Origin of the sequence: Solidesulfovibrio carbinoliphilus subsp. oakridgensis, from assembly GCF_000177215.2 — a bacterium.
GTDB classification, from domain to species: Bacteria; Desulfobacterota; Desulfovibrionia; order Desulfovibrionales; family Desulfovibrionaceae; genus Solidesulfovibrio; species Solidesulfovibrio carbinoliphilus.
Genome location: NZ_CM001368.1, coordinates 3,881,601 through 3,903,017, shown reverse-complemented (window position 1 = coordinate 3,903,017; position 21,417 = coordinate 3,881,601). Strand labels below are relative to the sequence as shown.

The window sequence follows — 21,417 nt, the reverse complement described above, 5'->3', positions numbered from 1 at the left end:
TCGTTTTCCGCCGCACGGCCTGGGTGACGCGGTTTTCCGGTACGGTCAAGCCTTTTGAGGCTCGTCGGTCCCCTTGCCCGAGGCCCGGCCCGGGCGCAGGCAGGCCAGGACCCGGTCCTCGGCTTCGCGGGAGGCCGGGGTTTCAAGGGAGGCGATCCGGTCGCGGGAGACGTAGTGGATGGCCCCGCACGGACACATGGCCGCGCAGGCCGGCTCCTGGCCGAGCTGGCGGCGGGCGGCGCACAGGTCGCACTTGACCACCATCACCCCCTTGTCGGTCTCGAAGATGGCCATGTACGGGCAGGCCAGCATGCACTGACGGGACTCGCAGCCCCGGCAAAGCATGGGTTGGAGCACCATGGCCCCGTCCCGGTCCCGCTTGATGGCCCCGCGCTTGCAGACCTTAGCGCAGTTGGCCTCGGCGCAGTGGCGGCAGTAGAGCGGGGCCATGAGCCCGGAGGCCGCCCGGATCATGTGGATGCGCGGCATGTCGGCCACGAACCGGCACACGTATTCGCAGGTCTCGCAGCCGATGCACTTCGAATAATCGATATAAAGCGTCTTGTCTTCCATGTCCGCCTCCGCCCTGCGGCCGCCCGTCTCCCGAACCATGTCCCCGCCGCGCCGGTTGGCACGGCCCACCACCCATCGGGTTTCCAAAGGGCGGAGCCCTTTGGTCGCCGAAGGCCTCAAACCCGCCCATCAGCCGCCGGGCGACCGGGGCGCGTCCTTGAACCCGCCGCCCGGGAACCGGTCGGCCTCGCGGCTGATGAGTTCGTCGCCGGCAAATTCCGTCTGGCGGTTCTGGGCCTTGAGTTCGAGCCAGTTGCCGAGCGACCGGGCCGCCCGCAACCCGGAATAGACGGCCTTGCCGATCTTGCTCGGCCCGGTCAGGGCGTCGCCGGCCACGAACACGTTTTCGATGGCCGTCATGTTGAGCCACCGGACCTCGCCCTTGCGCACGGATTCGAGGCCGAGCTCCTTGGCGAAAGGCGGGGTGGCCACTTCGCCGATGGCCGCGACCACGAGGTCGGCGGGCAAGGTTTCGAGGGTTTCGCCGTCCGCCCGCCGGTGCCGGAACTCCAGGCCCGCCACAGTCCCCTCCCCGAGCACCCGCACCGGCACGGCCCGCTCGCGCCACCTGACGCCCGCCGCCTCCAGGCGTTCGATTTCCAGTGCCCCACACGGGGCCTCGCGCCGGCTGCGGCGGTAAAGGAGGTCGACCGAGGCCGCGCCAAGGGCCACGGCGCCGTGGGCCACGTCCACGGCCGAGTGCCCGGCCCCGATGACCACCACCCGCTTGCCGGCCACGTCCGGGGCCTTGACGCCCGGGGCGCAGTAATGGGCCGCCCGGATGGGGAAAAGAAATTCCAGGCCCGAGAGCACGCCGGCCAGGTCCTCGCCCGGGACGCCAAGCCGCCTGGAACGCCAGGACCCGGTGGCGATCATGATGGCGTCGTGCTTTTTGACCATGTCGCCGAGACTCTTGACGTCGGTGGCGAAATGGTCGCCCTCTTCCTCGAACAGCGGCGCGCTGCAGCAGATCTTGGTGCAGGTGTGGAAGATCACGCCGTAGCGGCGGGCCATGCGGCGGGTGCCGGCCTCGATCCGCTCCCGGGGGATGCGGTGGCCCGGGATGCCGAACAGCATGAGCCCGCCGGGCTTTGGCATCTTGTCGTAGACTTCCACGGCGTGCCCCAGGCACGAGAGGTAGCCGGCCGCGGCCAGGCCCGACGGACCGGCCCCGATGATGCCGATGGAGGCGCCGCTCGGCGGGGGCGGCTGGTCGCAGGCGAAATTGAAATTCATGGCTTCCATGGAGGCCCTCCGGGCTTTGGGGCAGCCTACGCCAAAGCCCCGGCCATCTCAACGCCGGTGCGGATGACAACCGGCCGCGATTGTGCCAACACCGTGCCCCCGCGACGCAAAGGACGGAAAAAATGACGCAGATCTACCTCAAACTGGTCGGCTCGGCCGTCTTGTGGGGCGGCACCTGGGTGGCCGGCCGGATTCTCGGCCGGTACATGGGCCCCTTTTCGGCGGCCTTTCTCCGCTTCGCCCTGGCCTCGGCCTTTCTGGTCTTTTTGACCCGGCGCCTGGAGGGGCAGGTGCCCCGACTCACCCGCCACAACGTTCCCTGGCTGCTCCTTTTGGCCGCGACCGGGATCTTCGCCTACAACGCGCTTTTTTTCGCCGGCCTGCGCACGGTCCCGGCTGGCCGGGCGGCCTTGATCGTGGCCTCGATCCCGGCGGTGGTGGCCCTTTTCTCCGGGCTTTTTTTCAAGGAATCCTTCTCTCCGGCCAAGCTCGGCGGCATCGTCCTGTCGTTTTGCGGGGTCGGGCTCATCGTGGCCGGGGGCGATCCGGCCGGCCTCGTGCGCCAGGGGCTTTCGGGCGGGGATCTGTGCATCTTCGGCTGCGTGGCCACCTGGGCCGCCTATACCCTGGCCGGCAAAAAGGCCATGGAACGCGTGGCGCCCTACGGCGCCGTGACCTGGTCGTGCATTCTCGGGGCCGGGATGCTCCTGCCGCCGGCTCTGGCCCTCGGCCTGGCGCACGACGTGGCCGCGGCCGGGCCGGCGGCCTGGGGTTGCCTGCTCTTTTTCGGCATCCTGGCCACGGGGTTCGGCTTTTCCTGGTATTACGAAGGGGTCAAGGCCATCGGCCCGACCAAGGCCGGGGTATTCATCAACCTCGTGCCCGTGACGGCCGTCTTTCTGGGCTGGCTGCTTCTTGGCGAACCCCTGGCCCCGTCCCTGGCCCTCGGGGGCGGGATGGTCCTTGGCGGGGTGTGGCTGACCAACCGGCGGCCCCGGACTTTGGAAAGCCGATAACGGTCTTGCGCCCGGACAGGCTTGCAGCTAGAGGAAACGGATCGTCCCCTTCCGGAGACCTGTTCATGGAAATGCCCACCTGCCCGGCCAGGGTGCTCGTCGTCGACGACTCGCCCTCCCACTTGGCCATCCTGACGGAATCGCTGCGCAGCGAATTCGACGTGCGCGTCGCCACCAGCGGCGCCGAGGCCCTGCGCCTCGTGGACGAGACCCCGCCGGACCTGATCCTCCTTGACATCCTCATGCCCGACATGGACGGCTACGAGGTCTGCCGGCGCCTCAAGGCCGACTTCGCCACCCGCAACATCCCGGTGATCTTTCTCACCGCCAAAAACGACGTGGCCGACGAGACCCAGGGCCTGGCCATCGGCGCGGTGGACTACATCATAAAGCCCGTCACCGTGCCCATTGTCCAGGCCCGGGTGCGGACCCACGTGGAACTCAAGCGCCGGGGCGACCTGCTCGAAACCCTGTCCCTGCGCGACGGCCTGACCGGCATCCCCAACCGCCGCCGCTTCGACGACTGCCTGGACCGGGCTTGGCGGCAGGCGCTTCGCAACGACACCCCGCTCTCCCTGGTCATGGCCGACATCGACGACTTCAAGGCCTACAACGACACCTACGGCCATCTGGCCGGGGACGACTGCCTGCGGGCCGTGGCCCGGACCCTCGCCTGCGTGCTCAAGCGCCCGGGCGACCTGGCCGCCCGGTTCGGCGGCGAGGAATTCGCCATCGTGCTCGAGGAAACGGGCCTTGGCGGGGCCCTGCATCTGGCCGAGGCCATGCGCGGGGCCGTTGCGGCGCTGGGGCTCCCGCACCCGGGCTCGCGGGCGGCCGGGGTGGTCACGATCTCGCTTGGCGTGGCCTGCGCCGTGCCCTCTCCGGACCAGGGGCCGCGGGCCCTCCTGTGCCAGGCCGACCGCCAACTCTACGAGGCCAAGCTGGCCGGCCGCAACCGGGTCGTTGGCGAGACGGTCTGCTAAGCCCCGTTGCGCCCGCCCCTTTTCCCTTCCGTCCCGGCGCCGTCCGCCCGGCCGCCCTTGATCGGATCGCGCTTCTCTGCTATCGGGTTACGGTTCCAAAGCGCCGCCATGTCAGCCCGCGCCGGAGCATCCGGCGTCGTCGGATACGGCCGTAACCTGTTCACCGCCACCTCAACCCCGGGAGCGTACCATGCGCAAGCGTCTTGGCCTTCTTCTGGCCGCCCTGGCCGTCTTTGTCCTGTGCTGCGGCAGCCTGGCCGCGGCCGAGGAAAAAGTCTACGTCAACGGCATCGACTTCGGCTTCCCCCCCTTCGGCTTCGTGGACAAGGACGGCAAGCCCACGGGCTTCGATGTCGAGTCCCTGGACTGGATCGCCAAGAAAATGGGTTTTAAGGTCAAACACCAGCCCATGGACTGGGACGGCATCATCCCGGCCCTGCTGGCCAAAAAGATCGACATCATCGCCTCGGGCATGAGCGCCACGGCCGAACGCGCCCAGAAGGTCGACTTCTCCATCCCCTACTACGAGGTCACCCAGGTCCTGGTGGTGCCGGCCAAGGAAACCGCCACCCTGCCCCAGCTGTTGACCTCGGGCAAAAAGCTCGGCATCCAGCGCGGCACGGTCACGGCCAAGCTGCTCGAGGAGATGGCCGCCAAGCCCGAATACAAGTTCGAAGCCGTGCCCTACGACTCCACGGACCTGTCCATGGAGGACGTGAAGGTCGGCCGCATCGCGGGTTCCGGCATGGACAGCACCATTGCCAAGGAACTCATGAAGAACCCCGGCTTCAAGATCGCCGGCACCTTCGACGCCGACCCCGAGAAGTACGGCTACGCCATGCGCAAGGAAGACAAGGAATTCCAGGACAAGGTCAACAAGGGCTTAAAGCTCCTCATGGCCGACCCCCACTGGGCCGAACTCAAGGCCAAGTACGGCCTGTAAGCAGCGCCGCAATCCCGCGCCGTCCGGTCCGCCCAAGCGGTCCCGGCGGCGCGGGCCTCCCGCCGGACAATCTTCATGGAAGGATTCCTCAAAGCCGCGCAGGCCTCCTGGGAGGCCCTGCCTTATATTCTCGGCGGCCTGTGGTGGACGGCCGGGCTCATTTTCGGGGCCATGGCCCTGGGGCTCGTGCTCGGCATTCCGCTGGCCATAAGCCACGTCTACGGCGGCCGGCTGGCCCGGCGGGCCGTGGCCGGCTATGTCTGGCTTTTTCGCGGCGTGCCGATCCTGGTCCAGCTCTACCTCTTTTATTTCGGCATCATGGCGTACTTAAGCGAGATCCCGGCCCTGTCCTTCCTACCGCTGTCTTCCGGCTTTTTCTCGGCCGTGGTGGTCCTTGGCCTGACCAGCGCCGCCTACCAGTCGCAGATTTTCCGGGGCGCCATCCGGGGCCTGCCGCCCGGGCAGCTGCGGGCCGCCAGGGCCCTCGGCATGAGCGACGCCACGGCCATCCGGGCCATCATCCTGCCCCAGGCCCTGCGCCTGTCCATCCCGGCCTGGTCCAACGAGTATTCCATCCTGCTCAAGGACTCCGCCCTGGCCTTCACCATCGGCGTCCTTGAAGTCATGGCCCGCACCCGGTCGGTGGCGGCCACCACCCACCAGCCGCTGCCCCTGTCCATCCTGGCCGGAGCACTTTTCTTCTTCCTGACCTGGGCCGGCATCAAGGCCCTCAAACGCCTCGAAGCCAAGGTGCGCATCCCCGGATACGCGCACCAGGGAACGTTGTAGCATGGACGAGCCGGTCATCCTGCGTGTGGAAAACATCGTCAAAACCATCGGTCCCCACCGCATCCTGGACGATGTCTCCTTTTCGGTCAAAAAGGGCGGGCTCAAAGTCCTGATCGGGCCGTCCGGCGCGGGCAAGTCCACGCTCCTGTCCTGCATAAACTTCCTGTCCCCGCCGGACTCCGGGACCATCTCCCTGGACGGCCAGGCCGTGAACGGCAAAAGTCGGCGCGAGCTTCTGGCCCTTCGCCAGCAGGTGGGCATGATCTTCCAGGACTTCAACCTCTTCGACCACCTCTCGGCCCTGGATAACGTCCGGGTGGCCCTTTTGAAGGTCAAGAGGATGGACAGGCGGGCGGCCACGGCCCGGGCCATGGAGGAACTCGCCCGGGTTGGCCTGGCCGACAAGCCCTCGCTCTATCCGGCCCAGCTCTCCGGCGGCCAGAAGCAGCGGGTGTCCGTGGCCCGGGCCCTGGCCATGGACCCCAAGGTCCTGCTTCTCGACGAGCCGACCTCGGCCCTTGACCCGGAGCTTATCGGCGAGGTCCTGACCGTCATCCGCGATTTGGCCGACGAGGGCATGACCATGGTCATGGCCACCCACCAGATCAGCTTTTCCGCGTCCCTGGCCGACGAGTTCCTCTTCATGGAACAGGGCCGAATCGTGGAGCGCGGCTCCCCGGCCCTGCTCCTGGCCCGGGACTCGGGCAGCCGCACCCAGTCGTTTTGCGCCAAGCTCAGCGAACTGGCCGGCGACGCCTCGTGCGAGCTCCCTTCCTGAGGCCGGCCAGCGTATGGACAGCTTTTTCGAATTCGCCGCCACCCGGATCATCCCGGCCCTGGATGCCGGGCTGTGGACGACCATCCTTCTTATCGTCCCGGCCTCGCTTCTGGGCATGGCCATCGGGGTTACGGCCGGCACGGCCCGGGTCTACGGCCCGCGGCCGCTCATCCGGGTCCTGGACTGGTACGTGGCCGTCTTTCGCGGCACCCCCCTCGTGGTGCAGCTCTATTTCTGGTACTTCGCCCTGCCCAACGTAGCCGTCGGCGACGTGCGGCTGGTGCTGCCCCCCATGTGGGCGGCCATCATCGGCTTTGCCCTCTGCAGCGGGGCCTACCAGTCGGAATACATCCGGGGCGGGCTCCTCTCCATCAAGCGCGGCCAGTTGCGGGCCGCCCAGGCCCTCGGCATGACGCCGCTGACCACCGTCACCTCGGTGGTCCTGCCCCAGGCCTTCCGCCGGGCCCTGCCCGGCTGTGGCAACGAGATCATCTACCTCATCAAGTATTCGTCCCTGGCCTCGATCATCACGGTCAACGACCTGACCGGCATGGGCCGCAGCCTGGCCAAGTCCTCGTTTCGCAACACCGAGGTCTTCGTCGTGGTCGGGCTCTACTACCTGGCCCTTGTCACCGTCGCCACCTTCGTCCTGCGGGCGGTGGAGAAAAAGCTCGAGATCCCCGGGTTCGAAGGCAAAAAGGAATAGCCGTGGACACCGCCCTCCTGCCGCACCTGACGCGTGAGCTGGGGTCGCGCTTTTTCGTGGCCCCGGAGGCGCTGGCCACCGTGGCCACGGACGATTCGGGGTTGGTCGCCCTGCCGGACGCCGTGTTTTTCCCGAAAACCACGCGCGAGATCGTAAAGCTCCTGCGGCTGGCCGACCGGTACGGTTTTCCGGTCATCCCGCGCGGGGCCGGCACGGGCCTGTCCGGCGGTTGCCTGGCCACCGGGGACGGGGGCGTGGTGGTCGTCACATCCACCATGGACCGCATCCTGGCCCTGGATACCGAAAACCTCATCGCCGTGGTCGAACCGGGCGTGGTGACCAAGACCTTGCGCGACGCCGCCGCCTCGGTCGGGCTCTTCTATCCGCCGGACCCGGCCAGCCTCGCCACCTGCACGCTCGGCGGCAACGCGGCCACCAACGCCGGCGGCCCGGCCTGCGTCAAATACGGCGTCACCCGGGACTACGTGCTCGGGCTTGTGGCCGTACTGCCGGACGGCGACGCGGTCCGGGCCGGGGTGGCCACGCGAAAGGGCGTGGTCGGCTACGATCTGGCCGGGCTTTTCGTCGGTTCGGAAGGGACGCTCGGCGTCATCACCGAACTGACGGTCAAGCTCATCCCCCACCCGCGCGAGGTCCGGGCCACGGCCGCCCTCTTTCCGGACGCCCGCACGGCCGTCACGGCCGTGGCCGCAATCATGGCCAGCGGCGTCACGCCTTCGGCCGTGGAACTCATGGATCGGGCCTGCCTCGGACTGGTGGAGGAACTTTTGCCGTTCGCGCTGCCCGGGGACGAGGCCGCGCTGCTGCTGCTGGAAGCCGACGGCGACCCGGACACGGCCGCCCGGGACATCGGCCGCATCGAAGCCCTCTGCAAGGACGCCGGGGCCCTGGCCCTCCTGCCGGCCCCGGACGCGGCCCGGCGCGAGGCCCTGTGGGACATCCGCCGCCAGACCTCGACCCGCATCCACGAGAGCGCGCCGGTCTACCTGTCCGAGGACGTGGTGGTGCCCATCGCCCGCATCCCGGACCTGATAAGCGAACTGCCCGGCCTTGGCCGGCGGTTCGGGCTTGGGGTCTTTGCCTTCGGCCACGCCGGGGACGGCAACATCCACGTCAACATCACGGGCGGCGAAGGCAGCCGGGACCGCTGCGCCTCCCTGGCCCGGGCCCTGATCGAGATCGTCCTGGCCCTTGGCGGCACCATGTCCGGCGAGCACGGCATCGGCCTCGCCAAAAAGCCCTTTGTCGCCATGGAGCTGTCGCCCCGCTCCATCGCCCTGCAACAGGGCATCAAGGCGGTGTTCGACCCCAAGGGTGTCATGAACCCGGGCAAGGTCCTGCCCTAAACAGGCGTCGGGACTTCTCTGCTGGGGCGCTGCCCCAGACCCCGCCAGGGCGCCGCCCTGGACCCGCCGGGGGGGATCATCCCCCCGGGCCCCCCGAACGGGGTGGACGGAAATGGGGAAAGTGGGTGGAGCGATGATCGTTGGCGGGATCGCGCCGGTGTGGCCCGTCGCCCCGAGGACGGGGCGAGGAAGAAGTTCTCTTTCCTGGATACTCACGTTTGTGGGCCGCATTTCCCCGGCGGGCTTTGCAGCCGGGGAAATGCGGCCCACAGGACGGGAGGGTCCGGGAGGGGGTGACCCCCTCCCGGCCGCCGGAGGCATTCTTTCTTCTTCTATTCTTCTTATTCTTCTGCCTTTCCCTGCTCCTCGTCGTGGGCCAGACGGCGCAGGCGGGCCATCAGATCGATCTTGAAGGCCTTCCTGTCAAAGGCCACCATGTAGGGATTGTCCGAGAACTTGAGCGAATCGACCGGGCAGGTCTTGGCGCATTGGCCGCACAGGCTGCACAGCGAGAAATCCACGATGACCACGGCCGGGCTCTTGCAGCCCTTCTGGGGGGCCGGACCCATCTTGGCCTCGGCCCCGGCCTCGTCCCCTTCCTTGGCCGGAACCGGACACAGGACGGTCAGGCAGTTGGACGGGCAGGCCTTGACGCAGGCCCCGCAGGCCACGCAGCGCGGCACGTCCGGGGCGTCGTCCTTGCCGATGAGCTCCACATGGCCCCGGAACGAGGCCAGGTTGTCAACCTCTTCCCTGGGATAGATGACCGTGATGCCGGGCTGGCAGATGGCCCGGCCGGTGACGCCAAGGCCGATGACCAGACTTTTGAGCCCGGTGTAGGCTTCCTGGAAAAGCTCCGAAACAGACATGTCAGCCTCCGAATCCGGCCACGATCACGGCCAGGGCAAGGTCGAGCAGGGCCAAGGGCGTCAGCCACTTCCAGCTGAGGTTTAAAAGCTGGTCGAAACGCACGCGGGGGTAGGTCCAGCGCAGCCAGATGATGAAAAAGAGGATGCAGTAGATCTTGACCAGAAACCACATGATCCCGGGCAAAAACGGCCCCTGCCAGCCGCCGAGGAAAAGCGCGGCGGCCACGCCCGAGACCACGATCATGTTGGCGTATTCGGCCAGGAAGAAAAGGCCGAAGCCCATGCCCGAATATTCGGTGTGAAACCCGGCGGTGAGTTCGGATTCGGCTTCCGGCAGGTCGAAGGGGGCGCGGTTGGTCTCGGCCACGGCGCAAACCAGAAAGATGAAAAAGGCCAGCGGATTCTTGACCCCGTACCACTGCCAGGGCCAAGCGCCCTGCTGGGCCGAGATCTGGTAGAGATCGAGGGACCCGGCCGTGATGGCCACGGCCATGACCGACAGGAGCAGCGGCACCTCGTAGGCCACGGACTGGGCCACGGCCCGGGCCGCGCCGAGCAGGCCCCATTTGTTGTTCGATCCCCAGCCGGCCAGACACAGGGACAGGACGCCAAGGCCCGAGAAGGCCAGGATCAGGACCAGCCCGAGGTTCATGCGGATGGGCGCGAGGTCCGGGTCGAAAGGCAGGGGCAGGAAGCAGACCGTCACCGGGGCGAAGGCCAGAAGCGGCGCGGCCCAGTAGAGGATCTTGTCGCTGCCGGACGGGGCGACCAACTGCTTGCCGATGAGTTTGACCGCGTCCACGATGGGCTGCAGGAGGCCGTAGGGCCCGACGTGCAGGGGCCCCGGGCGCAGCTGGGCGAACCCGGCCACCTTGCGCTCGACCCAGACCAGGACGAGGCCGTTTAAGCCCACGAAGGCGAAGATGCACAGGAGGCCGATCACCAGTCGGGTGAGCGGATAGTCGAGGCTGAGTAAAAGATCGAGGTTCATCGGTCTATCTCCGGGATGACGAGGTCAAGGCTGCCCAGGATGGACACGGCGTCGGCAAGGAGCGTGCCGCGCGACAGTTCACTGAAAAGGCTCAGGTTGGAAAACCCGGGAGCCCGCAGCTTCACCCGGTAGGGTTTGGGACCGCCGTCGGAGCGGACGTGGACCAGGATCTTGCCCCGGGCCCCTTCCACGGCATAGCAGGCCTCGCCCTTGGGGGGCTTGACGGTCTTGCCGACCTTGGCCTGGATCGGGCCTTCGGGCAGTCCCTGCACGGCCTGGTCGATGATGTCGCAGCTCGTCGTCAGTTCGTCCATGCGCACCATGTAGCGGGCCATGGCGTCGCCCTCGTTGTAGGCCGGGATGCGGAAGTCGAAGCGGTTGTAGACGCCGTAGGGCTCGGCCCGGCGGGTGTCGACCGGGGCGCCGGAACCCCGGAGGACCGGTCCCGTGGCCCCGTACTTGCGGGCCAGCTCCACGTTCATCTCGCCGATGCCCTCGCAGCGGCCGCGAAGGATCACGTTGTCCGTGACCAGATCGCGGTACATGGGCAGGCGCGAGCGCAGGTGGCGGGTGAATTCCAGGCACCGCGAGGCGAAGTCCGACGGCACGTCGCCGTAGACGCCGCCGAAGGTGAAGTAGGAATAGGTCAGGCGCGAGCCGGTCACGTCCTGGAGGATGTCGAGGATCCGTTCCCGGTCGTCGAAGGCGTACATGATGGGGGTGAAGGCCCCGAGGTCCAAGAGATAGGCCCCCCACCAGAGCAGGTGGGAGCTTATGCGGTTGAGTTCGGTGACGGCCACGCGGATGTACTCGGCCCGCTCCGGAACCTGGACGCCGAGCAGGCGCTCCACGGCGCCGGCATAGGCCCAGTTCCAGGCCATGGCGTGCAGGTAGTCCACCCGGCCCATGTTGGGCATGAACTGCATGTAGGTTTTCTGCTCGGCCATCCATTCGTGCATGCGGTGGACGTAGCCGAGGATGGGCTCGGCGCGCAGGATGTACTCGCCGTCGAGTTCGAGCATGATGCGTAGCACACCGTGGGTGGACGGGTGCTGGGGCCCCATGCTCAAAATGAGTTTGTCGTCGGTCGGCCCCGGCTCGAACCGCATGGACGCGAGGTCGCCCCGGAGTGCCGTCGGATCGAAGGCTTGCATGATTCCTCCTTAGCCCTTGGCGTCTTTTTGGACGGCTTTTGCGGCCGGGGCGGGTTTGGCTTTGGGCTCGGGCTCGGGTTCGGCCAGGCCGCAGTCCACGAGGTAGGACAGGGGCACCAGGTCCGGCAGGGACTTCCTGGCCGAAGCCGCCTTTCGCAGCGGATGCTCGGTGGTGTCCTCGGGCAAAAGCAGGAAGTAGAGGTTCGGGTGTCCGGCGAACCGGATGCCGTAGAAGTCGAAGCACTCCCGCTCGTGCCAGTCCGCGCCCGGATAGATGTCGCTTATGGTCGGCACTTCGGGGGCGTCGTGGGGCACGGTCAGGCGCAGGACGATGCGGTTGGCGCCGTCGAGCAGGCTCAGGTGATAGGCCACCTCGTAGCCTTCCTGCAGATCGGAAGCCATCACGTCTTCGAGCAGGTAGCCTTCCTTGTCGCAGACGGCCACGGCGGCGCGGAGGGTGTCCGCGGCGAGGGTCACGGACAGGGAACAGCCGGTTGTGGCGAAGTCCATGGGCGCCATGCAGACGGCGCCGAGTTTGGCGGCAAAATCGGGAATCATTCTTCGCCTCCCTGGGGCACCTGCCACCAGCGGCGGCCGGTGATCTTCTGTTGGATGGCGAAGAGGCCTTCCAGCAGGGCTTCGGGCCGGGGCGGACAGCCGGGCACGTAGACGTCGACCGGAATGAGGGTGTCGACGCCCTGGACCACGTTGTACTGGCCCTCGATGTTGAAGGGGCCGCCGGAGATGGCGCAGTTGCCAAGGGCCATGACGTAGCGCGGGGCCGGCATCTGCTCAAAGAGGCGCACGACGGCCGGGGCGATCTTCTTGTTGACCGTGCCGGCCACGATCATGAGGTCGGACTGGCGCGGCGACGGGCGGAAGACTTCCGCGCCGTAGCGGGCGATGTCGAAGCGGGCCATGCCGACGGCCATCATTTCGATGGCGCAACAGGCCAGACCGAAGGTCATGGGCCAGATGGACATGGCCCGGCAGACGTCCACGAGTTTCTGGACCGCGGGCGTGCTGATGAGCGCCGGATCGACCGTGTCTACGGCCTGGGCGCAACCTGGATTCTGCGGGGCCATGTGAACACTCCCTTGCGCATGAAGTAGATGATGGCGGCGCCAAGCACCGCGAGAAACACCAACAGTTTGACAGCCGCTTCCATCCCCTGGGGCCTGGCGTACAGGGCCGCGATGGGAAAGAGGTAGAGGATGTCCACCTCGAAGGCCAAGAAGATCAGGGCGTAGAAGTAGTAGTTGATGCCGAACTTGACCCAGGAGCTGCCGTGGGTGGGCACGCCGCACTCGTAGGCCTCGGCCATGGCCCCGCCCTTGGCCTTGGGGGCCAGGACCAGCGATCCCAGGAGCGGACCCGCGGCAAAAAGCACGCCGCCCAGGAAAAAGATCAGTATCGCCGCTTGAAACCAGGTAAAGACCATGCGCCTTTCCCTCCTCTTCCAGTTCTAATGACCGTGCCGCATGAAAACGGCCGTCCTAGGGATGCAGCTGCGTCCCGGCCATGGCCGCCAGATCGTAGAGCGGCGCCGGCATCATGCCGAGCAGCAGCACCAAGGCCGCCAGGACCCCGCCAAAGACCAGCGAACTCCTGGGTATGGCCAGGGCCGGGGCGTCGGATTCGCCGGTGTAGGCGTGCCGGACCATGCCCAGATAGTAGTAGATGGAGATGGCGGTGTTGAGCACGGCCACGATGACCAGCCAGTGGTAGCCCTGGTCCCAGGCGGCCGAGAGCAGGAAGAGCTTGCCCGTGAACCCGGCGGTCGGCGGCAGGCCGACCAGGGCAAAGGCGGCCACGGCCAGGATCATGGCCAGGGCCGGGGCCCGCTTGTACAGGCCGTCGAGGTCGTCGAGGCTCGGGTTCTCGCCCTTTGGCGACATGGCGCACACGACGTAGAAGGCGGCCAGGTTCATGAGGATGTAGGCCAGGCTGTAGAAGGCCGCGGCCGAGAGCCCGGCGGCCGATCCGGCGGCCAGACCGAGCATGACGTAGCCGGCGTGGGCCACGGAGGAGAAGCCGAGCAGGCGTTTCAAATCCCGCTGGACCAGGGCGGCCAGGTTGCCGAACGTCATGGAGGCGGCCCCGAGGATGGCCAGGATGTTGGTCAGTTCCATGTGGGGCGCGAAAAAGGCGGCCAGCCGGACCAGGACCACCACGGCCCCGAGCTTGGGGATGGTGGCCACGTAGGCGGCCGTCTCGTTTTTCGTGCCCTGGTAGACGTCCGGACACCAGAAGTGGAACGGGAAGAGCGCCAGCTTGTAGAAGAAACCGGCCAGAAAGAGCGTCAGCCCAAGGACGGCCAGGGGCGCTTCGCTAAAGCTCCAGGGCGTGGCGGCCAGGGCGGCGATGGAGGTCGTGTGCTTGGCGGCCATGATGTAGGACAGGCCGAAAAGGGCCAGCGCCGTCACGGCCGCGCCAAAAAGGATGTACTTGATGCCGGCCTCGGCCGCCCGCCGGTCCTGGCCGCGCAGCGGAATCAGGGCGTAGAGGCTGTAGGAGGACAGCTCCAGGGCCAGGTACAGGGTGACCAGCTCCACGCACGAGGCCAAGAGCATGAGTCCCCAGGCCGAGAGCCCGAGCAACATGAAGTAGTCCGGCGTCAGGTCGGCGTTGTCCTCTTTCTTGCCGGCCGAGATGCCGGTCACCACGGCGAAGCCGAAGGCAATCACCAGCTTGAAGAACTGGGACAGGGCGTCGAGCTTGTAGGTGCCGTAGAGGATGTCGCCCCGGGCCGACAGTCCGGCCATGGCGACCAGGACGCCGACGCCGGCCGCGGCGGGCAGCCAGGCCATGACGGACTTTTTGCCGCGCACGCTTGCGACGAACAGGGCGCAGACAAGGCCCAAGAGCCACAGTTCCGGCAACAGCGTGAAGATGGTCATGGAAGCTCCTTGCTGGGGGCGTCCGTGGCGCTGGCCACGGCCAGGGATGCGGGCAGTTTCATGCGATCGGCCAGCGGCATGTCATCGGTCAGCCCCATGGCCTGGTTCTTGGCGTGCAAGGCACTGAGCGTCCGCTCGATGGACGGCTCGATGGTGGTGATGGCCAGGGCCGGGGCCAGGCCGATGTAGAAGACCAGGAGCGCCAGGGGGGCGAGGGTCAGCCACTCCCGGACGCCGAGATCCCGCCAGCTCCCCTTCTTGAACGAGGACGGCTCGCCCCAGGTCACCCGCTGCAAAAGCCGCAGCATGTAGGCGGCGGCCAGCATGGCCCCGGGCACGGCCGCGAAGCCAATCCAGGGGTTGCCGGCGAAGGCGCCGATCAGGACCAGGATCTCGCCGACAAAACTGTTGGTGCCGGGAAAAGCCAGGGAGGAGAAGGAGAAGAGGCCGAAAAGGAACATGAAGGCCGGCATGAACTTGCCAAGGCCCTGGTTGTCCACGATCTCCCGGCTGTGGCTGCGCTCGTAGAGAAGGCCGACCATCATGAAGAGGCCGCCGGTGGTGATGCCGTGGTTTAACATCTGGAGGATGGCGCCGGAAACGCCCTTGACGCTGAGTAAGAAGATGCCGAGCGTCACAAAGCCCATGTGCCCGACCGACGAGTAGGCGATCAACTTCTTGATGTCCGTCTGGCCGAGGGCGATGCAGCCGCCGTAGAGGATCGAGGCCACCGAGATGGCGATCATGATCGGCGCGGCCGTGACCGAGGCGGCCGGGGTCAAGGGCAGGCAGAAGCGCAGGAAGCCGTAAGTGCCCATCTTGAGGAGAATGGCGGCCAGGAGCACACTGCCCGCGGCCGGGGCCTCGACGTGGGCGGCCGGCAGCCAGGTGTGGAACGGGAACATCGGCACCTTGATGGCAAAGGCCAGGGCCATGGCCAAAAAGGCCCAGATCTGGAACTTGAAGGAATAGCTCTTTTCCATCAGCTCGGGGATGGAGAAGGTGCCGCCCACCTGCCGGAAGGCCACGATGGCGGCCAAAAGGAGGGTCGAGCCGGCGAGCGTGTAGAGGAAGAACTTGATGGAGGCATACCGCCGCCGGGGGCCGCCCCAGACCGCGATCAAGAGGTACATGGGGACGAGCATGGCCTCCCAGAAGACGTAGAAGAGGACGAAGTCCAGGGCCGCAAACACGCCGATGCAGGCCGAGGTCATAAGCAGCAGGCAGAAGTGGAACTCGGTCACGCGTTTGCTGATGTAGGTCCAGGACCCGAGCACGCAAAGGGGCAGCATGAGCGCGGTCAGGAGAACCATGTAGAGGCTCAACCCGTCCAGGCCCAGGTGGTAGGTCATGCCCATGGCCGGCAGCCACTGGGCCTTTTCCACGAACTGGAAGGCCGGGCCGCTTGGCGAATAAGATAACAGCGGCAGGGCCAGCAGGCATTCGAGAATGCCCGTGGCCAGCGTCACCACCCGCGTGGTCCACTCGTCCCGCCGCCAGACCAGCAAGACGAGGGCGGCGATGAGCGGCAGGACAATGAGCCCCGTCACCACCGGAAATCCGTTTTGCGTCATCATGAAAAGCTCCCTTTGTCGCCTTGGTGGTTAGCCCAGATACCAGACGGCCGCGAAGATCAGCAGTCCCACGGCCACGGCGGCGGCGAGATAGTCCTGGAGCCGGCCGGTCTGGCTGCGGGCCATGGCCGCGCCGCCGACTTCGCGCACTCCCCGGGCCGAGCCGTCGAGCACGCCGTCGATGACCTTGCCGTCAAAGACGTTGGTGCCGAAGGCGGCCACGATCAGGCCCCGGAGTCCCACCTTCTCGTACACATCGGTCCAGACGTTATCGATGGCCGCCGCAGGAACGCTGACCACCTTGACGAATCCCCGGCCGATCCAGCGGTAGAGGAAGTCGAAGTCCAGGTTGCGGCTCGGATGCGGCGGAATGATCTTGCGCATGAGGTAGAAGCCAAGGCCGGTAAAGCCGAGGATGAGGCAGGACTGGAGCACGTGCCAGGGCGTGTAGGGCACGTAATCCGTGGGAAAGGGCAGCAGCGAATAGAGGGTCTGGGGGAAAAGCCCGATGCCGAGGCACAGGATCGAGGAGATGCCCATGCCGAGGTACATGTTCCAGGGAATGGGCTTGAGTTCCACCTCGCTCTTGGGCTTGGCCCAGAAGGCGAAGTACGGGAGCTTGATGCCGACGGAAAGGAAGGTGCCGACGGCGGCCAGCTCCATGCCGAGGGCCAGCCAGGTCCGGTGGGCCTCGGCCGCGCCGGCGATGGTCATGGTCTTGCTGACGAAGCCGTTGAAAAGCGGCATGCCCGAGATGGAGACCGCTCCGACCATGTAGCCGATCATGACCAGCGGCAGGCGCGAGGCCAGGCCGCCGAGCTCGGTCAGCTTGGCCGTACCGGCCGAGTACAGGAGGCAGCCCGCGCCCATGAAGAGCAGGCCCTTGTACAGGATGTGGGCGTAGGCGTGGGCGCAGGCCCCGTCCACGGTCATGGCCGTGCCGATGCCGATGCCGCAGACCATGTACCCGACCTGGGACACGATGTGATACGACAGGATGCGGCGGGCGTTGTTCTCGATGGTCGCGTAAAAGACGCCGTAGAGGCACATGACGCAGCCGCCGATGGCCAGGACCTCGAACCCGGCGTAGCCCCGGGCCAGGACGTAGACGGCGGTCTTGGTGGTAAAGGCGCTCATGAAGACCGCGCCCGTGATCGTGGCTTCGGGGTAGGCGTCGGGCAGCCAGGCGTGGAGCGGCACGAAGGCGGCGTTGACCAGGAAGCCGATCAGGATGATGTAGTCGAAGTAGCGGGCGGCGTCCGGCGCCACGGCCGTGAAGGCGAAGGTGCCGATGGCCCCGTAGCGCAACAGCAGGCCGGCCAGCAGAAAGAGCCCGCCGAAGATGTGGAACAGGAAGTAGCGGAAGCCGGCGGCCGTGGCCTGCTCCGTGCCCCGCAGCCAGATCAGGAAGACCGAGCCGATGCTCATGATCTCCCAGAAAATGAACAGCGTGATGTAGTCGCCGGCAAAGACGCAGCCGAACCCGCCGGCCACGTACAGGCAGGCGGCCATGTGCTGGCCCCGGTCCTCGACGTGCAGGGCGTAGATGAAGCCTATAAGCGCCTGGATGGAGAAGACGCTGGCAAAGACCAGGGCCAGGGCGTCCACCCGGCCCAACTGCAGGGTCTGGCCGAGATAGTGGAGGGTGGCCAGGTCACGGGCGCCGTCCGGTCCCATGGTCAGGGCCGCCACCGAGGCGATGGCCACCACCGGCGGCGCCAAAAGCAGCCAGCGCCAGGCCATGTAGTGCTCGTTTTTCAGGAAGGCCATGACCAGGGCCAGGGCCAGAAAACCGATGGACGGGTGCAGGAAGTGGATGCCTGCGATCTGTTCAAGGCCGGCCATTGTCATCCTCCGGGCGGGCAAGCATGGGATAGACGATCTTTTTGAGCACCACGACCATGACCACGGCGGCGGCCAGGGAGAAGACGGCCCAGAACCCGGGCAGCCCCTCGCCCGCGAAATGCGGGTGGTGGTTGGTGATGACGAAATTGAGGGCCACAAGCGCGGCCAGGACGATAAAAAGGGCTTTCTTCCAGGCCTGGGCGTTGGCCCTGGCCCTCTCCAGCCAGGCCCCAAGCGTTTGCGGTTCCCGCATGGCGTCCTCCTTCCTTCCCTTTGCCCGGGACCGGGCCGTTACGGCCGGGTGCGGGCTTTCCTTCATTGTCAGGACCATTCGTCCGTCAGGGCCCGGCGGCCCAGGCTAGAACTTGCCGAAAGCATCCACGAACTGGGCGAAGATGCCGGGGAAAAGGCCCAGGGTGACCGAAATGAGCGCCGTCAGGCAAAGGGGCACCACCATGACCAGCGGGGCCTCCTTGAAGTGGGAATGGTCCACGCCTGGGGCCGGGGGCCGGAAAAAGGCCCGGTAGATGACCGGCACGAAGTAGCCGGCATTGAGCAGCGTGGAGGCCAGAAGCGCCAGCAAGAGGATGTCCTGGTGGATGGAGATCGCGCCGTTGGCCAGATACCACTTGGTCACGAAGCCGGAAACCGGGGGCACGCCGATCATGGACAGCGAGGCCACGGCAAAGGCGCCGAAGGTGAAGGGAAGCCGGCGGCCGATGCCGTCCATGAGCGGGATCTGCTTGAGGTGCGTGGCCACGTAGATGGCGCCGGCCGCGAAAAAGAGCGTGATCTTGGCAAAGGCGTGGTGGGCGATGTGGAGAAGCCCGCCCTTGACGGCCAGGGGCGAGAGCATGGCCACGCCGATGATGATGTAGGAGAGCTGGCTGACCGTGGAATAGGCCAGCCGGGCCTTGAGGTCCTGCTTGGTCAGCGCGATGATCGAGGCCACGACAATGGTGAAGGCGGCCAGATAGGCGGTGATGAGGCCAAGGCTCAGGTTGGCGAGCAGATCCACGCCGAAGCACGAGAGCATGATGCGCGAGACCGAGAAGACGCCGGCCTTGACCACGGCCACGGCGTGCAGCAGGGCCGAGACCGGGGTCGGGGCGACCATGGCCGAGGGCAGCCAGTTGTGCAGCGGCATGATGGCCGCCTTGGCCAGGCCGAAGAGAAAGAGGAAGTAGGTGATGGTCACCAGCTTCGGATCGGCCCCGGGGGGGAACATGCCGTGGCTGATGTCGGCCAGGTTGAAGTCCAGGGTGCCGCACTGCACGTAGGTCAGGATCATGGCCGGCAGCAGGAAGAGCTTGCTCGTGCCCATGAGGTAGACCAGGTACTTGCGTGCCCCGTGGTAGCCCTCCGCGTCCTGGTGGTGGGCGACCAGCGGATAGGTGAAGACCGTGATGACCTCATAGAAGAGGTAGAGGGTGGCGATGGTGCCGGAAAAAGCCACGCCGACCGCGCCGAAGATGGCTACGGCGAAGCAGAAGTAGTACCGGGTCTGGGCGTGCTCGTTTAGGGAGCGCATGTAGCCGATGTTGTAGCTGGTGGCGAAAAACCACAGGAACGTGGCCACGATGGCGAAGATCAGGGACAGCCCGTCCACGGCGAAGATGATGGAGACGCCGGGAAAGAACGTGACCAGATGGTAGGTCCACACGGCTCCGTCCAGGACGGCCGGCACCATGGACACGACCGCGGCAAAGGCCATGGCCGCGGCGGCAAAGGACACGCCTTCGCGCAGGTCCTGGTTCTTGCGCAAAAACCACAGGGCAAACGGAGCCAGCAAGGTGATGACCAGGGGCGCAAGCACCCGGGCGCTTTCGATGGTGTGAGCGGCGACGGCCATGGACTACCCCTTGAGTTCGCTCGGGGTGTCGGACGCGGCATCCCCGAAGCGTTTGGAAACCACCAGGACAATGGCCAGCACCAGCGTGGCCTCGGCGGCGGCCAGCCCCATGACGAGGAGCGCGCCGAGCTGGCCGAGCACCCCGTCCATGGGGGTGAGTTGGGCGGCGGCCACGATGGACAGGCCCGCGCCGTTTAGCATCAGCTCCACGCCGATGAGCATGCCAATGAGCGTTCGCCGGGCCACCAGGGCATAAAGCCCCAGGCACAGGAGCAGCACGGCCACCACCTGATAGGAAAGCAGCGGATTCATCGGGCGCCTCGCTTTTCAAAGGCCAAAAGGACGGCTCCGGCCATGGCGGCCAAAAGCACCACGGAGATGAGCTCGAACGGCAGGGTGTAGGGTCCGAGCAGCCCGGCCCCGAGCTGGTCGGGACTGACGTTTTTGGGAGTGGCAAAGCCGGGCGTGCCGTGGACGGCGAGAAACGGCACCAGGATGCCGGCCGGCACGAGGAAGGCGGGGATGGCGCGCAGGATGCCGGCGAATCCGGGCCCTTCGGCCTCGCCGCCGTCGGCCGAGGCCCGCGTCAGCATGATGGCGAAGAACATGAGGATGGTGACGGCGCCGACATAGATCAGGATCTGCATGAGGGCCACGAAGTCGGCCAGAAGCAGGAGATAGAGCCCGGCCACGCCGAAAAGCGAAACCACGAGCCCGAGCATGGCCCTGACCAGACCCTGGGCCCCGACGGCGAGCAGGCCGCCAGCCAGGATGATCAGGGTGTAGAAGGCGAAGGCGAACTGGCCAAGATACATTTCATTCATAAGCGCCCCGCTTTTCTCCGCATCACACGGAATCCGTTTACAAGCCGACCCAAATGACAGAATACGACGAAGTTCTTTCTCGAATGCCCAGCAAATCCCGACAAAGACACAGCACAAATCTTCTCAATACCATTCAAACAAGAATTTCAAGACAGACAATGAGCAGAAAAATCAAAAAAGACACAAAAGAAACAAGCTATTCTCTTTTTGTCTTCAGACAAAATACGTCTTACCGACTTTCTTTTACTGCAATTTTCATTTCAAACACGCTATTCTGCAGAGTGCCATTGCGATTGAAACGCATTCTTCACAAAGCAACAGTCACAATGAGGCTGCAGCAAAGACTTCTTCCCGTCAACCCATGACCTATTTTTCACAAAATGCATTGCAGGCAGAGCGGCACTGCAGCGAACATCTTGTATCATGACAATTCTTTCAAGGAGCAGAGGCGCTGGACGTGTTATGTTTCTGCGAAACCGTGCCACGTCAGGCGGGAAGCTTATAAACCCCTTTTCTCGTGCCAGTCAAGAGAGAAAAAGTTACCTTATTGTAGCAGACCCCCCGGCCGGCCGCCAGACCATTACGTCCCCAAACACGCCCACCGCACCCGGCCGCCAGCGTTTCATCTGCCGCAACCCACCAAAACGACAGCGCATCCTCCGCAGGAAACAAAACGTGAAAAATTCCCCCGCGCCGGGGGCGACAAAATGGTCATCGAACCGATGCAGTAAGGAATGCCCGGCGGGCCGGCCGCCGCAAGACTGCCGGACGGCCGGTGGAGGCAGGCAGGTTGACCGGAAAAAGGCAATGGCGCAAAAAAAGCCGCCAGGTGGCGGCGCACGCGAAGGCGGCTGGGAAGGCCATCGGCCGGCCGGGAGAGGGATTGCGAACGCGCCGTTGCCGGAAGCCGGCCCGCACGCCCCGGCCCAGGCGCCCCGCTCCGGGACCGGGGCCAAAAAAGAACGCGCCTCCAGCCCTTGCCCCGCCTCGGCCGCTCGTGCCATAGGC

Annotated in this window: 22 protein-coding genes; 7 read left to right on the top strand and 15 right to left on the bottom strand. The window is 66.1% G+C overall.

The annotated features are described in order from the left end of the window. Window positions 1–45: 45 nt before the first annotated feature. Together DFW101_RS17120 and DFW101_RS17115 are read right to left on the bottom strand one after the other, a co-directional pair. Complete coding sequence (locus tag DFW101_RS17120; protein ID WP_009182774.1) at window positions 46–573, bottom strand: 4Fe-4S dicluster domain-containing protein; 528 nt, start codon at window positions 571–573, stop codon at window positions 46–48. A 129-nt stretch (window positions 574–702) separates the two neighbouring features. Continuing rightward, window positions 703–1,818 (bottom strand): FAD-dependent oxidoreductase, encoded by a 1,116-nt coding sequence (locus tag DFW101_RS17115; protein ID WP_009182773.1) that lies wholly within the window; start codon window positions 1,816–1,818, stop codon window positions 703–705. A gap of 122 nt (window positions 1,819–1,940) precedes the next feature. Here DFW101_RS17115 and DFW101_RS17110 point away from each other — a divergent pair, with 122 nt between their 5' ends. The 7 genes from DFW101_RS17110 (at window position 1,941) to DFW101_RS17080 (ending at window position 8,400) form a co-directional block, all read left to right on the top strand. Continuing rightward, complete coding sequence (locus DFW101_RS17110) at window positions 1,941–2,834, top strand: DMT family transporter (RefSeq protein WP_009182772.1); 894 nt, start codon at window positions 1,941–1,943, stop codon at window positions 2,832–2,834. Window positions 2,835–2,899: 65 nt separating this feature from the next. After that, the gene (locus DFW101_RS17105) at window positions 2,900–3,817 is read left to right on the top strand and encodes a diguanylate cyclase (protein WP_009182771.1); all 918 of its coding nucleotides are present in this window, start codon (window positions 2,900–2,902) and stop codon (window positions 3,815–3,817) included. A gap of 190 nt (window positions 3,818–4,007) precedes the next feature. Continuing rightward, the gene (locus tag DFW101_RS17100) at window positions 4,008–4,760 is read left to right on the top strand and encodes an ABC transporter substrate-binding protein (protein WP_009182770.1); all 753 of its coding nucleotides are present in this window, start codon (window positions 4,008–4,010) and stop codon (window positions 4,758–4,760) included. 75 nt (window positions 4,761–4,835) lie between these two features. Beyond that, entirely contained in the window at window positions 4,836–5,549 is a 714-nt protein-coding gene (locus DFW101_RS17095; RefSeq protein ID WP_009182769.1) for an amino acid ABC transporter permease, read from the top strand. A gap of 1 nt (window position 5,550) precedes the next feature. Then, complete coding sequence (locus tag DFW101_RS17090; RefSeq protein WP_009182768.1) at window positions 5,551–6,327, top strand: amino acid ABC transporter ATP-binding protein; 777 nt, start codon at window positions 5,551–5,553, stop codon at window positions 6,325–6,327. Between the two features lie 13 nt (window positions 6,328–6,340). After that, window positions 6,341–7,033, top strand: coding sequence for an amino acid ABC transporter permease (locus DFW101_RS17085; RefSeq protein WP_009182767.1), 693 nt, complete (start codon window positions 6,341–6,343; stop codon window positions 7,031–7,033). Between the two features lie 2 nt (window positions 7,034–7,035). Then, window positions 7,036–8,400 carry an FAD-binding oxidoreductase gene (locus tag DFW101_RS17080; RefSeq protein ID WP_009182766.1) on the top strand — a complete coding sequence of 455 codons (1,365 nt, stop codon included), beginning with the start codon at window positions 7,036–7,038 and terminating at the stop codon, window positions 8,398–8,400. Between the two features lie 341 nt (window positions 8,401–8,741). Here DFW101_RS17080 and DFW101_RS17075 read toward each other — a convergent pair whose 3' ends face one another. The 13 genes from DFW101_RS17075 to DFW101_RS17015 form a co-directional block, all read right to left on the bottom strand. Next, the gene (locus tag DFW101_RS17075) at window positions 8,742–9,269 is read right to left on the bottom strand and encodes a 4Fe-4S binding protein (protein ID WP_009182765.1); all 528 of its coding nucleotides are present in this window, start codon (window positions 9,267–9,269) and stop codon (window positions 8,742–8,744) included. Window position 9,270: 1 nt separating this feature from the next. Next, a complete protein-coding gene (gene nuoH, locus DFW101_RS17070) occupies window positions 9,271–10,260 on the bottom strand; it encodes an NADH-quinone oxidoreductase subunit NuoH (protein WP_009182764.1) in 990 nt (329 codons plus the stop codon). Further along, entirely contained in the window at window positions 10,257–11,414 is a 1,158-nt protein-coding gene (locus DFW101_RS17065; protein ID WP_009182763.1) for an NADH-quinone oxidoreductase subunit D, read from the bottom strand. Before DFW101_RS17065 ends, nuoH begins: the two co-directional genes overlap by 4 nt. A 9-nt stretch (window positions 11,415–11,423) precedes the next feature. Then, on the bottom strand, window positions 11,424–11,972 hold the full coding sequence (locus DFW101_RS17060) for an NADH-quinone oxidoreductase subunit C (protein ID WP_009182762.1): 549 nt from the start codon (window positions 11,970–11,972) through the stop codon (window positions 11,424–11,426). After that, window positions 11,969–12,499, bottom strand: coding sequence for an NADH-quinone oxidoreductase subunit B (locus tag DFW101_RS17055; protein WP_009182761.1), 531 nt, complete (start codon window positions 12,497–12,499; stop codon window positions 11,969–11,971). The genes DFW101_RS17060 and DFW101_RS17055 overlap by 4 nt, the downstream gene beginning before the upstream one ends. Beyond that, window positions 12,463–12,855, bottom strand: coding sequence for an NADH-quinone oxidoreductase subunit A (locus DFW101_RS17050; RefSeq protein WP_009182760.1), 393 nt, complete (start codon window positions 12,853–12,855; stop codon window positions 12,463–12,465). Before DFW101_RS17050 ends, DFW101_RS17055 begins: the two co-directional genes overlap by 37 nt. Window positions 12,856–12,910: 55 nt before the next feature. Further along, window positions 12,911–14,314 (bottom strand): NADH-quinone oxidoreductase subunit N, encoded by a 1,404-nt coding sequence (locus DFW101_RS17045; RefSeq protein WP_009182759.1) that lies wholly within the window; start codon window positions 14,312–14,314, stop codon window positions 12,911–12,913. Then, window positions 14,311–15,891, bottom strand: a complete 1,581-nt coding sequence (locus DFW101_RS17040) for a complex I subunit 4 family protein (RefSeq protein WP_009182758.1) — start codon at window positions 15,889–15,891, stop codon at window positions 14,311–14,313. Before DFW101_RS17040 ends, DFW101_RS17045 begins: the two co-directional genes overlap by 4 nt. A 27-nt stretch (window positions 15,892–15,918) precedes the next feature. After that, the gene (locus DFW101_RS17035) at window positions 15,919–17,733 is read right to left on the bottom strand and encodes a Na(+)/H(+) antiporter subunit D (protein ID WP_009182757.1); all 1,815 of its coding nucleotides are present in this window, start codon (window positions 17,731–17,733) and stop codon (window positions 15,919–15,921) included. Continuing rightward, the gene (locus DFW101_RS17030; protein ID WP_009110114.1) at window positions 17,720–17,986 is read right to left on the bottom strand and encodes a hypothetical protein; all 267 of its coding nucleotides are present in this window, start codon (window positions 17,984–17,986) and stop codon (window positions 17,720–17,722) included. The genes DFW101_RS17035 and DFW101_RS17030 overlap by 14 nt, the downstream gene beginning before the upstream one ends. Before the next feature lie 105 nt (window positions 17,987–18,091). Next, window positions 18,092–19,585 carry a monovalent cation/H+ antiporter subunit D family protein gene (locus DFW101_RS17025; RefSeq protein ID WP_009182756.1) on the bottom strand — a complete coding sequence of 498 codons (1,494 nt, stop codon included), beginning with the start codon at window positions 19,583–19,585 and terminating at the stop codon, window positions 18,092–18,094. A 3-nt stretch (window positions 19,586–19,588) separates the two neighbouring features. After that, the gene (gene nuoK / locus DFW101_RS17020) at window positions 19,589–19,897 is read right to left on the bottom strand and encodes an NADH-quinone oxidoreductase subunit NuoK (protein WP_009110116.1); all 309 of its coding nucleotides are present in this window, start codon (window positions 19,895–19,897) and stop codon (window positions 19,589–19,591) included. Continuing rightward, complete coding sequence (locus tag DFW101_RS17015; protein WP_009182755.1) at window positions 19,894–20,409, bottom strand: NADH-quinone oxidoreductase subunit J family protein; 516 nt, start codon at window positions 20,407–20,409, stop codon at window positions 19,894–19,896. Before DFW101_RS17015 ends, nuoK begins: the two co-directional genes overlap by 4 nt. Between the last annotated feature and the right edge of the window lie 1,008 nt (window positions 20,410–21,417).

Bases quoted from the DNA above. Each gene is read 5' to 3' on its own strand.
- DFW101_RS17045 (WP_009182759.1), bottom strand. From the start codon at position 14,314: ATGACCATCTTCACGCTGTTGCCGGAACTGTGGCTCTTGGGCCTTGTC.
- DFW101_RS17030 (WP_009110114.1), bottom strand. From the start codon at position 17,986: ATGCGGGAACCGCAAACGCTTGGGGCCTGGCTGGAGAGGGCCAGGGCC.
- DFW101_RS17035 (WP_009182757.1), bottom strand. From the start codon at position 17,733: ATGGCCGGCCTTGAACAGATCGCAGGCATCCACTTCCTGCACCCGTCC.
- DFW101_RS17115 (WP_009182773.1), bottom strand. From the start codon at position 1,818: ATGGAAGCCATGAATTTCAATTTCGCCTGCGACCAGCCGCCCCCGCCG.
- DFW101_RS17075 (WP_009182765.1), bottom strand. From the start codon at position 9,269: ATGTCTGTTTCGGAGCTTTTCCAGGAAGCCTACACCGGGCTCAAAAGT.
- DFW101_RS17040 (WP_009182758.1), bottom strand. From the start codon at position 15,891: ATGATGACGCAAAACGGATTTCCGGTGGTGACGGGGCTCATTGTCCTG.
- DFW101_RS17105 (WP_009182771.1), top strand. From the start codon at position 2,900: ATGGAAATGCCCACCTGCCCGGCCAGGGTGCTCGTCGTCGACGACTCG.
- nuoH (WP_009182764.1), bottom strand. From the start codon at position 10,260: ATGAACCTCGATCTTTTACTCAGCCTCGACTATCCGCTCACCCGACTG.
- DFW101_RS17065 (WP_009182763.1), bottom strand. From the start codon at position 11,414: ATGCAAGCCTTCGATCCGACGGCACTCCGGGGCGACCTCGCGTCCATG.
- DFW101_RS17120 (WP_009182774.1), bottom strand. From the start codon at position 573: ATGGAAGACAAGACGCTTTATATCGATTATTCGAAGTGCATCGGCTGC.
- DFW101_RS17055 (WP_009182761.1), bottom strand. From the start codon at position 12,499: ATGGCCCCGCAGAATCCAGGTTGCGCCCAGGCCGTAGACACGGTCGAT.
- DFW101_RS17050 (WP_009182760.1), bottom strand. From the start codon at position 12,855: ATGGTCTTTACCTGGTTTCAAGCGGCGATACTGATCTTTTTCCTGGGC.
- DFW101_RS17090 (WP_009182768.1), top strand. From the start codon at position 5,551: ATGGACGAGCCGGTCATCCTGCGTGTGGAAAACATCGTCAAAACCATC.
- DFW101_RS17025 (WP_009182756.1), bottom strand. From the start codon at position 19,585: ATGGCCGTCGCCGCTCACACCATCGAAAGCGCCCGGGTGCTTGCGCCC.
- DFW101_RS17100 (WP_009182770.1), top strand. From the start codon at position 4,008: ATGCGCAAGCGTCTTGGCCTTCTTCTGGCCGCCCTGGCCGTCTTTGTC.
- DFW101_RS17015 (WP_009182755.1), bottom strand. From the start codon at position 20,409: ATGAATGAAATGTATCTTGGCCAGTTCGCCTTCGCCTTCTACACCCTG.
- DFW101_RS17060 (WP_009182762.1), bottom strand. From the start codon at position 11,972: ATGATTCCCGATTTTGCCGCCAAACTCGGCGCCGTCTGCATGGCGCCC.
- DFW101_RS17110 (WP_009182772.1), top strand. From the start codon at position 1,941: ATGACGCAGATCTACCTCAAACTGGTCGGCTCGGCCGTCTTGTGGGGC.
- DFW101_RS17085 (WP_009182767.1), top strand. From the start codon at position 6,341: ATGGACAGCTTTTTCGAATTCGCCGCCACCCGGATCATCCCGGCCCTG.
- nuoK (WP_009110116.1), bottom strand. From the start codon at position 19,897: ATGAATCCGCTGCTTTCCTATCAGGTGGTGGCCGTGCTGCTCCTGTGC.
- DFW101_RS17095 (WP_009182769.1), top strand. From the start codon at position 4,836: ATGGAAGGATTCCTCAAAGCCGCGCAGGCCTCCTGGGAGGCCCTGCCT.